9 protein-coding genes are annotated in these 9,138 nt (G+C 67.3%); 4 read left to right on the forward strand and 5 right to left on the reverse strand.

Annotation, left to right across the window (positions count from 1 at the left end; genetic code table 11):
- A partial coding sequence (locus tag ACIPIA_RS05670; RefSeq protein ID WP_400507506.1) for an MFS transporter occupies positions 1–442 on the forward strand: 442 nt, incomplete at its 5' end.
- A gap of 27 nt (positions 443–469) precedes the next feature.
- Here the strand turns inward: ACIPIA_RS05670 and ACIPIA_RS05675 are convergent.
- From ACIPIA_RS05675 to ACIPIA_RS05690, 4 genes are all read right to left on the reverse strand, one after another.
- The gene (locus ACIPIA_RS05675) at positions 470–1,390 is read right to left on the reverse strand and encodes a pirin family protein (protein ID WP_400507508.1); all 921 of its coding nucleotides are present in this window, start codon (positions 1,388–1,390) and stop codon (positions 470–472) included.
- Between the two features lie 120 nt (positions 1,391–1,510).
- On the reverse strand, positions 1,511–1,783 hold the full coding sequence (locus ACIPIA_RS05680) for an exodeoxyribonuclease VII small subunit (protein WP_400507510.1): 273 nt from the start codon (positions 1,781–1,783) through the stop codon (positions 1,511–1,513).
- A 75-nt stretch (positions 1,784–1,858) separates the two neighbouring features.
- Positions 1,859–2,329 (reverse strand): Lrp/AsnC family transcriptional regulator, encoded by a 471-nt coding sequence (locus tag ACIPIA_RS05685; protein WP_400507512.1) that lies wholly within the window; start codon positions 2,327–2,329, stop codon positions 1,859–1,861.
- A gap of 141 nt (positions 2,330–2,470) precedes the next feature.
- Positions 2,471–2,983 carry a tyrosine phosphatase family protein gene (locus tag ACIPIA_RS05690; protein ID WP_400507514.1) on the reverse strand — a complete coding sequence of 171 codons (513 nt, stop codon included), beginning with the start codon at positions 2,981–2,983 and terminating at the stop codon, positions 2,471–2,473.
- A gap of 120 nt (positions 2,984–3,103) precedes the next feature.
- On the opposite strand from ACIPIA_RS05690, the gene ACIPIA_RS05695 reads away from it, so the two are divergent.
- Positions 3,104–3,664 (forward strand): thioesterase family protein, encoded by a 561-nt coding sequence (locus tag ACIPIA_RS05695; protein ID WP_400507516.1) that lies wholly within the window; start codon positions 3,104–3,106, stop codon positions 3,662–3,664.
- A gap of 8 nt (positions 3,665–3,672) precedes the next feature.
- Here the strand turns inward: ACIPIA_RS05695 and ACIPIA_RS05700 are convergent, their stop codons facing one another.
- Positions 3,673–7,242, reverse strand: a complete 3,570-nt coding sequence (locus ACIPIA_RS05700) for a PAS domain-containing hybrid sensor histidine kinase/response regulator (RefSeq protein WP_400507518.1) — start codon at positions 7,240–7,242, stop codon at positions 3,673–3,675.
- Between the two features lie 257 nt (positions 7,243–7,499).
- On the opposite strand from ACIPIA_RS05700, the gene mscL reads away from it, so the two are divergent.
- Positions 7,500–7,922 (forward strand): large conductance mechanosensitive channel protein MscL, encoded by a 423-nt coding sequence (gene mscL / locus ACIPIA_RS05705; protein WP_400507520.1) that lies wholly within the window; start codon positions 7,500–7,502, stop codon positions 7,920–7,922.
- Between the two features lie 121 nt (positions 7,923–8,043).
- The coding region (locus tag ACIPIA_RS05710) for a pyridoxal phosphate-dependent aminotransferase (RefSeq protein ID WP_400507522.1) at positions 8,044–9,138 on the forward strand (1,095 nt) is incomplete at its 3' end.

The raw sequence follows: 9,138 nt of genomic DNA on the forward strand, positions 1-9,138 counted from the left end.
CTATGGCGCAGGCATGATCGTCGGCGCCGCTCTCGCGCCGCAGATCGCCCGGCATGTCTCCTTCGGGACGTTGATCCTGCTCGGGCCGTTCGCGGGCTTCTGCGCGGCCGCCGTGATGTTCGCGACGCTCTGGATGCCGTCGGTTCAGCTGGTGGGCTTGAGCTTCTTCCTGTTCGGCGTCGGCCCCATCATCTGGACGATATCCACCATGACATTGCGGCAGGCGGTGACGCCGAACGCCATGCTCGGCCGCGTTTCGGCGCTGATCATGACCGCGACCTTCGGCGCGCGGCCGGTCGGCGCCGCGATGGGTGCAGCCGTTGCGGCGCATCTCGGCATCGCCGCGTGCCTTGCCCTCGCGACGGCGGGTTTCCTGGTCCAGCTGCTCGTCATCGGCTTCTCGCAGGTGCCGAGACTGCGAGACCTGTCCGAGCTCGCCTGAGCGGAGCGGGGACAGTCGAGGGCTGCTTCAGCCTTCGGGCAGCGGGATGAACTCCTTGTCGTCGCCGGGAACGGTGTCGAAGCGGCCGGTCTTCCATTCCTGCTTGGCCTGCTCGATGCGCTCTTTCGACGAGGAGACGAAGTTCCACCAGATGTAGCGCTGCGCATCCATCGGCTCGCCGCCGACGAGCATGACCCGGCTCTGGTCGATGGCGAGGATCGAGATGCGGTCGCCCGGCTTGAACACGAGCAACTGGCCCGCGCCGAATTCCTCGCCGGCGATGTCGATCTTGCCCGAGACGATGTAGATCGCCCGCTCGTCATAGTCGGGGTCGAGCGGCAGGATCGCGCCGGGCGAGAGGACGGCTTCGGCATAGAGCGCATCCCACGGGAACTTGACCGGCGAGGTCTGGCCATAGGCCGAACCCATGATCAGGCTGATGCGCTTCCCGCCCTCGACGATGCGCGGCAGTTCGGGCGCACCGTGATGCTTGAACTCGGGCGCGATCTCCTCATGCGTCTTCGGCAGGGCGAGCCACGCCTGGATGCCGTAGAGCTTCGGGCCGGTGGCGCGTGCTTCCATTCCGGTGCGTTCGGAATGGACGATGCCGCGCCCGGCGGTCATCAGGTTGACGGCGCCCGGCTTGATCGCCAGCGCCGTGCCGAGCGAGTCGCGATGCATGATCTCGCCATCGAAGAGATAGGTAACGGTCGAAAGCCCGATATGCGGGTGCGGACGAACGTCGAGCCCCTCGCCGAGATGGAATTCCGCCGGCCCCATCTGGTCGAAAAAGATGAAGGGGCCGACCATGCGCTGCCCGACCGCCGGCAGGGCGCGGCGCACCTGAAATCCGCCGAGATCATGCGTTCGCGGCACGATCACCTTCGAGATCGCCTCGCAGGAGCGGGCATCGCCCAGGATCGGATCATCGGCGGGTAGCTGCGACATGACGGCCTCCTCAGTTGGAGGCGAGCCTAACCCGTTCGCGACGCCGGGCAAGCGGATCGGCTGCAACCGTCCGCTGGCAGGAACGCAATCGTGCGATCGCCGTATTGCCGGCGGTCGGGGTCAGCCGTCGACGTCGAGTGGCGTCGTGCCGGTCGGCTTACCGTCGGCGCCGAGCGTGATCCGCTCGATGCGGGCCTCCGCCTGTTTCAGCAGCGCGTCGCAACGCGCCTTCAGCGCTTCGCCGCGCGTGTAGATCGCGATGGATTCCTCCAGCGGAACGTCGCCGCGCTCCAGCCGCGCAACGATGCCTTCGAGCTCCTTCATCGCCGCCTCGAAGGGCAGGGCGCCGACATCGGCATTGGGATTGTCTTGAGACTTGCTGTCTTGGCTCACGGACCGATTCCTCTTTGCCGTGAGCTTATCGGCTGGAGCGTGCCCGGCTGCAACCCGGTTCGCAGGCCATCCGTGTCAGACCGGCAGTGCCGAGGTCTTCTTGATGGTGCGCAAGGTCAATGTCGACTGGACGCGCGTGACGCCTGGCAGCTGCGTGATGATGTCGGTGTGGATGCGCTCGAAATCGGCGCTGTCGCGGTAGATCACCCGCATCAGATAATCATGCGCACCGGCGAGCAGATGGCATTCGAGGATTTCCGGCAGGCTCAGCACGGCCTGCTCGAAGCTCTCCAGCGATGCGCGGCCCTGCTGGTCGAGCGTCACGAAAACGAAGGCCGTGCCCGGAAATCCCGCGATCTTGTCGTCGAGCATCATCGCGTAGCCGCGGATGAGCCCGCTTTCCTCAAGCTGGCGTACCCGCCGCAGGCAGGCGGAGGGTGACAGATGCACCTGTTCGGCGAGGTCGGAATTGGTGATGCGGCCGTCCTGCTGAAGAATGCGCAGGATGGCGCGGTCGCGCGAGTCGAGCTCGATCGTCGTGGTCACGGCAGAAACCTCCCGCGCGATGCATCGTCGCAATTTTCGCCGGATGCAAGCAATCTTCTGCGTCGATCTCGCTCGGGAGCGCTGATATCCGCAGCTCCCGGCTCGGGAGCTGCAGGAATATGCGCCGCCCGCATCCTGCTTTCAGGCGAGCGGCATCTGAAACGGCGTACCCTCGAAAGCGTCGGCGCCGCGGCCGATTCGTTCGATCGCCCGGACCATCCGGCCGTTGCGGGCGAGCATCGTGTCGGCCAGCGCGACGAGCCGGGCATTGGGCGTTGCCGAGGGAGCCGCCACCCGCAGTGTGTCGGCGATCGCCTCCTCGTCGCGCTCCGGCCCAAATGCGCAGGCGGCGATGAAGGCTGCGGCGGTTGAGCGGCTGATGCCCGCCCAGCAATGGATGACCATCGGTGCCTGGCGATCCCAGCCGCGCAGGAAGGCGAGCAGGCGCACGACATGGTCCTGCCCCGCGAGGACATGGCCGTCCAGTGCCTGGCTGATGTCGGACATGCCGAGGAAGAGGTGGCTATCGGCGTCGATGCCGGCCGGGCGCTCGACGACCGTGCCGACGTTGATGAGCGTCACCAGATGGCGCGCGCGTACGGCCGTGACGGTCTCGTGCAACCTCGAAAGCGGGGAAACGTGAAGACTGGGCAAGGGCTTGCCCCGGAGTGCCTCGACAGGTGGTCGCCGGGCGGACATAGCATCATCGACAATAGCGCCGCCTCCATGACATGGAGGCGGCCGCCCATCGACCTCTTCTGGCGAAGCTCCCCCATGAATCTCTGGCTCCGGCTGATCTGGCTCCTGCTCACGACGCGCTTTCGGCCGCGGCTCAAGCTGCCGGCCGAGGCCTCCGTGCTGCCGTTCCGGGTCTGGCTCCATGACCTCGACACCAGCATGCACATGAACAACGGGCGTTACTGGTCGCTGATGGATCTCGGCCGGCTCGACCTGATGCTGCGCAGCGGGCTGTGGCGGGCGGTGCTGCGCCATCGCTGGCTGCCGGTGGTCAATGCCGGGACCATCCGCTTCCGCCGCGAGATGCGCCTGTTCCGCCCGTTCCGGCTGGAGACCAGAATCCTGTGCTGGAGCGAGAACTGGCTGGTGATGCAGCATCGCATGCTGATGCGCGGTCGCGACGGGGGAGAGATCGTCGCAGCCGTCGCGCTGGTCCGGGCGGCGCTCTACGACAAGCGGGCAAGAGCCTATGTCCCGGTCGCGCGCCTGCTCGGCGAGATCGGCATCGCGGCGCAAAGCCCGGAGCCGAGCCCGGAGGTCGCCGCTTTCCTGGCCTCCGAGGATGCCATGCGCCACGCGGCTGCCGCTGCTGGCTGAGCGGTGCGTTACTCCGCCGCGAGCCGTGTCGCCCGCCATTGCGCCAGCAGGGCGCGCAGCGCCGCAGGCTTCAGCGGCTTGTTGAGCAGGTAGACGTCCAGAGCGGTCGCCGCCTCGCGGACATGCGGCGTCCTGTCCGCGGTCAGCAGGATCGCCGGCATCGGCGTGCGCGCCTGCGCCCGCAGCGAGGTGATCGCGGTGAGCCCGTTCCCGTGGTCGAGATGATAATCCGCGATCAGGACGTCCGCCTCGCCCTTGCCGCCGACATGCGGCAGCGCCTCTTCGAGGCTCGGCGCGGTCGTGACCTGGCAGCCCCAGCCTTCGAGCAGGCGCTTCATGCCATCGAGAATGGCGGGCTCGTTGTCGATGACCAGCAGCCGCATGCCGCCGAGCTGGCCGGCCGGTGACTGGCGCGGCGCAGAGCCCGTCGCCATCGCCGGCAGCGGGGCGGCCCGCGGCACCAGGACGGAGAAGCGCGTCCCGCGTCCGGGGGCCGAATCCAGCGTCAGCCCGTGGTCCAGGGCGCGTGCGATGCGCTGCACGATCGAGAGCCCGAGCCCCAGTCCGCGGGCCACTCTCGCGCCCTGGTCGAGCCGCTGGAACTCGCGGAAGACCGTCTTCTGCTTGCTCTGTGGTATGCCGAGGCCGGTGTCGATCACCTCGACGGCGATCTGGTTGCCGCGGCGGCGGCAGCCGATCAACACCTTGCCGCTCGGCGTGTACTTGATCGCGTTGGAGATCAGGTTCTGCAGCAGCCGGCGCAGCAGGCGCCGGTCCGAGCGCAACGCCAGGCTCGTCGGCAGGAAAACGAGCTTGAGGCCTTTCTCATGGGCGCTCGGCTCGAACTCGCGCTGGAGCTGGCGCATCAGCTCGTCGAGCCGGAAGGAGGACAGTTCCGGCTTCAGCGCGCCGCCGTCGAGACGGGAGATCTCGAGCAGCGCCGTCAGGATCTCCTCGACCGCATCGAGCGAGGCGTCGATGTTCTCGGCGAGGTCAGGCTGCCCGGAGGTGCGGTCGCGCTCGACCAGCGAGGTCGCATAGAGCCGCGCCGCGTTGAGCGGCTGCAGGATGTCGTGGCTGGCGGCCGCGAGGAAGCGCGTCTTCGAGGCATTGGCGGCCTCGGCCTCGGCCTTGGCGCGCTGCAGCTCGGCATTGACGTGCAGCAGCTCCTCGGTGCGCTCGGCGACGCGCTTCTCGAGGCTCTCGTTGGCGCGCTCGAGCTTTTCCTCGCCCGCGACGGTCTCGGTGATGTCGGTGTAGGTCGTGACGAAGCCGCCGTCCGGCAACGCGTTGGTGCGAACCTCGATCACCTTCTTCGAGGGATAGAGCTTGAGGCGGACCGGCTCGCGGTCCTTGACGAAGCTCTCCAGCCGCGCGGCCATCAGCTCGTCCTGAGCGCCGTCGCCATAGGCGCCGCGTGCCGCGTTGAAGTGCACGATTTCGTCGAGGCCGGTGCCGAAGCGGACCAGCGAGGGCGGCAGGTCGTAAAGCTGGATGAAGGCCTGGTTCCAGGCGAGGAGCCTAAGGTCTCGGTCGAGCACGGTGATGCCCTGGCCGGCGTGGTCGAGACCGTGCTGGAGGATGTCGCGGTTGTATTGCAATGCGGCCGAGGCATCGTCGAGAAGCTTGAAGGCGGCCTCCGTCGAGAGGTTGCGCCGCTTCAGCAGCAACGACAGCACGAGGCGCGACGAGGCCGCGCCGATCGCAGAGGAGAGGAGGTGCTCGCCGAAGCGCAGGAGGTGGATGTCGGCATGGCGGCTCGCGTCCGACGATTCGCCGCGACTGGAGTTGAAGCCTTCGAATGCGCGCTCCGTGCGCTCATGACCGAGATAACGCGCGATCGTCGCCTGCAACTCGCCTTCGGTGACGGTTGTGCGCCACAGCGAGAAGGACTGGGCCATCGTCGCAGGCTGGGATTCGACGAAGGCGTTGGCCTGCAGGCGCTCCATCGCATTGGCCGGCCGCAGCAGAGAAAAGCCGGCATAGGCGAGGATGTTGAGGCCGAGGCTCCAGAACACGCCATGCGGCAGTGCCGGCCAGTCGAGCCCGAACAGGGCCTCGGGCCGCAGGCTGCGGGCTCCGAAGGGGCCGTTGGCGATGACGTCGCTCCACCAGCCGCCGGGCAGGGCAAGGCTCGGCATCAGCAGGGTATAGGCCCAGACGAGGGTTCCGATCGACAGGCCAGCCACGGCGCCGAGAGCTGTTCCGCGCCGCCAGAACAGCCCGCCGAAGAAGGCCGGCGCGATCTGTGCGGTCGCGGCGAAGGAGAGCAGTCCGATCGAGACAAGCGCGGCCTCGCCCGAGGCACGGTAGTAGAGATAGCCGAGCAGGATGACCAGAAAGATGCCGATGCGGCGGATGGTGACGACCTGCGAGCCGAGATCGCCGCCCGTGCTGCCGTTGTCGTCGCTGCCTCTGAAGAAGCGCCCCACGCGTCCGGGATCGCTCAAGGCGCGCCGCCAGCGCAGAAGCACGGGCATGACGAGGTGGTTCGAGATCATGATCGCCAGCGCGACCGAGGCGACGATCACCATGGCGGTCGCGGCCGAGAGGCCGCCGACGAAGACGAGGAGCGCGACCACGCCGGCATCGCGCTGGAGCGGCAGCAGCAGCACCGTCATGTCGCGATCGACGCCACTGCCGGGCATCAGGATCTCGCCGGCTGCCGCCAGGGGCAGCACGAACAGGTTGATCAGGACGAGATAGAGGGGAAACATCCAGGCCGCGCGCCGCACGTCGCGCACGTCGCGGTTCTCGACGATCGTCATGTGGAACTGGCGCGCGAGCAGTAGCGAGGCGCAGCTCGACAGTAGCGTAAGCGTCAGGAAATTCGGCCAGCTCGATGTCCGCTCCCAGATCGGCAATTGGCCGTTCGCCGGCCTGGCCGCCCGGGAGAGCAGGTCTTCGGCCCCGCCGAACAACCCGTAGACGATGAAGATGCCGAGCACCAGGAAGGCGACCAGCTTGATCAGCGACTCGACGGCGATCGCGAGCACGAGCCCGTCCTGATGCTCGGTGGCGTCGATATGCCGGGTGCCGAAGGCGCAGGCGAAGCCGGCGAGCACGATCGCGACCAGGAAGGGCAGGTCGCTCAGCAGCGGTACGCCCGGCATCAGCGCATGCCCGCCGGTGGCGTCGAGGAACACGGAGAGCGAGTTGGCGACGGCCTTCAGCTGCAGCGCGATGTAGGGCAGCGCGCCGATGACGGCGACGATGCAGACCAGTGCCGCCACGCGCTCGCTCTTGCCGTAGCGCGCCCCGACGAAATCCGCGATCGAGGTGATGTTCTGCGACTTGGCGATGCTGACGATGCGCGCGACGAAGCGATGCCCGAGGCCTATGACCAGGATCGGGCCGACATAGATGCCGAGGAAGTCGAAGCCGGCGCGATTGGCGAAGCCGACCGAGCCGTAGAAGGTCCAGGACGTGCAGTAGACCCCGAGAGCCAGCGCATAGATCGTGGTGCGCGCCCGGCCCGTCATCAGCTTGCGGCCCGAAGTATCGGCGACATGCGCGACGGCGAACAGCCCGCACAGATAGGCGAGGGCGACGAGGATGACGGACCACGCGGGAATCATGCCGCGAGCCCTGGAGCGCCGATACGCAGACGAGGCCGGAGATGAGGCGCCATGGGCTTCCGCTTCGAGTTTTGCGACAGTTTATCGAAGGCTTCCAGGCGCTGCCATAGGCCAAAGGCGCAACTCATCCCCAGTTCTTTGGCGCAAAAGCCATCCAGCGCCGGGCCTTGGCTGCCATTCGGGCTTTTCCTGCTCTGCCGGGTTGGTCTAGCCTTCGGGTCCGGCTGACGGGGAATTGACGAGCTTAGGGGTCCAGCATGCTGAAGGAATTCAAGGAATTCGCCCTGAAGGGCAATGTCATCGATCTCGCCATCGGCGTGGTCATCGGCGCGTCCTTCGGCAGGATCGTCGATTCTCTCGTCCAGGACATCATCATGCCGTTCATCGGCGCACTCGGCGGCGTCGATTTCTCCAACTATTTCTTCGGCCTCAACCGCGCCGTCACGGCGCCGGTGCTGGTCGAGGCCAAGAAGCAGGGCGCGGTGCTCGCCTACGGAAATTTCGTGACGGTGGCGATCAACTTCCTGATCATCGCCTTCGTGCTGTTCCTCGTCGTCAAGGGCATCAACCAGCTCAAGCGCAAGGCCGAAGCGGCCCCGCCTCCGCCGGCCGCGCCCCCGGCCGACGTTGCCCTGCTGACCGAGATCCGCGACCTGCTCAAGCAGCAGAAGGGCGCCTGACACGGGCACCCCGGCCGCCGCGATTCATCACGGCCGCCGATTGACATGATCTCGCGATTTCATGCCCGCCTGCGCCGCGATCGGCTAAAGGTGGGCATCCGATTTCGTGAGGTCGCGCCCTATGAACACCGCCATCCTGCCCGGCAGCACCTTGGTCGCAGAGCTTCGTCCCGAGGCCGTCAACGCGCCGGAAAGCGGGATCGTCGAGGTCATGAACTATGGCCGGCTGCGGGACGGCCTGATCCCGCTCTGGGTCGGCGAGGGCGATCTGTCGACCCCATCCTTCATCAGCGAGGTCGCGGCTCGCTCGCTCGCCGCCGGCGAGACCTTCTATACCTGGCAGCGCGGCATTCCGGAGCTGCGCGAGGCGCTGGCGCGCTATCATGAGCGGCTCTACGGCCAGCCCTTCTCGCCCGAGCGCTTCTTCGTGACCGGCTCGGGTATGCAATCGGTCCAGATCGCCGTTCGCATGATCGCGGGCCCGGGCGACGAACTGATCATCCCGACCCCGGCCTGGCCGAATTTCGGCGCCGCGGTTGCCGTCAGCGGCGCGACGACCGTCTGCGTGCCGATGGATTACGCGCAAGGCCGCTTCACGCTCGATCTGGACAAGCTCGCGGCTGCGATCACGCCGCGCACCCGCGGCATCCTGGTCAACTCGCCTTCCAACCCGACCGGCTGGACCGCGACGCGGGAGGAGCAGGAGGCGCTGCTCGCGCTCTCGCGCAAGCACGGCGTCTGGATCATCGCCGACGAGATCTATGGCCGCTTCGTCTATGACGGCTCCGCACGTGCGCCGTCCTTCCATGACATCATGGAGGCGGAGGACCGGGTCGTTTTCGTGCAGACCTTCTCGAAGAACTGGGCGATGACCGGCTGGCGTGTCGGCTGGATCGAGGCGCCGGAAGCCTTCGGACAGGTCATCGAGAACCTCATCCAGTACTCGACCTCGGGCTCGCCGGTCTTCGTGCAGCGCGGCGCGATCGCGGCGCTCGACCAGGGCGAGGGCTTCGTCGCCGAGCAGATCGCGCGTGCCGCGGAAGGCCGCCGCATCATCTTCGAGGGGCTGAAGGCGACGAACCGTGTCACGCTTTCGGCCCCGGACGGGGCTTTCTACCAGTTCTTCTCGGTCGACGGCCGCGACGATTCCCGTCAGGTCGCGCTCGAGCTCGTCGACAAGGCCAATGTCGGCCTGGCGCCCGGCACGGCCTTCGGC

This window comes from Allobosea sp. CER48 (genome assembly GCF_044752385.1).
In the GTDB taxonomy this organism is placed as follows: Bacteria; Pseudomonadota; Alphaproteobacteria; order Rhizobiales; family Beijerinckiaceae; genus Allobosea.

Bases quoted from the DNA above. Each gene is read 5' to 3' on its own strand.
- ACIPIA_RS05695 (WP_400507516.1), top strand. From the start codon at position 3,104: ATGAATCTCTGGCTCCGGCTGATCTGGCTCCTGCTCACGACGCGCTTT.
- ACIPIA_RS05675 (WP_400507508.1), bottom strand. From the start codon at position 1,390: ATGTCGCAGCTACCCGCCGATGATCCGATCCTGGGCGATGCCCGCTCC.
- mscL (WP_400507520.1), top strand. From the start codon at position 7,500: ATGCTGAAGGAATTCAAGGAATTCGCCCTGAAGGGCAATGTCATCGAT.
- ACIPIA_RS05700 (WP_400507518.1), bottom strand. From the start codon at position 7,242: ATGATTCCCGCGTGGTCCGTCATCCTCGTCGCCCTCGCCTATCTGTGC.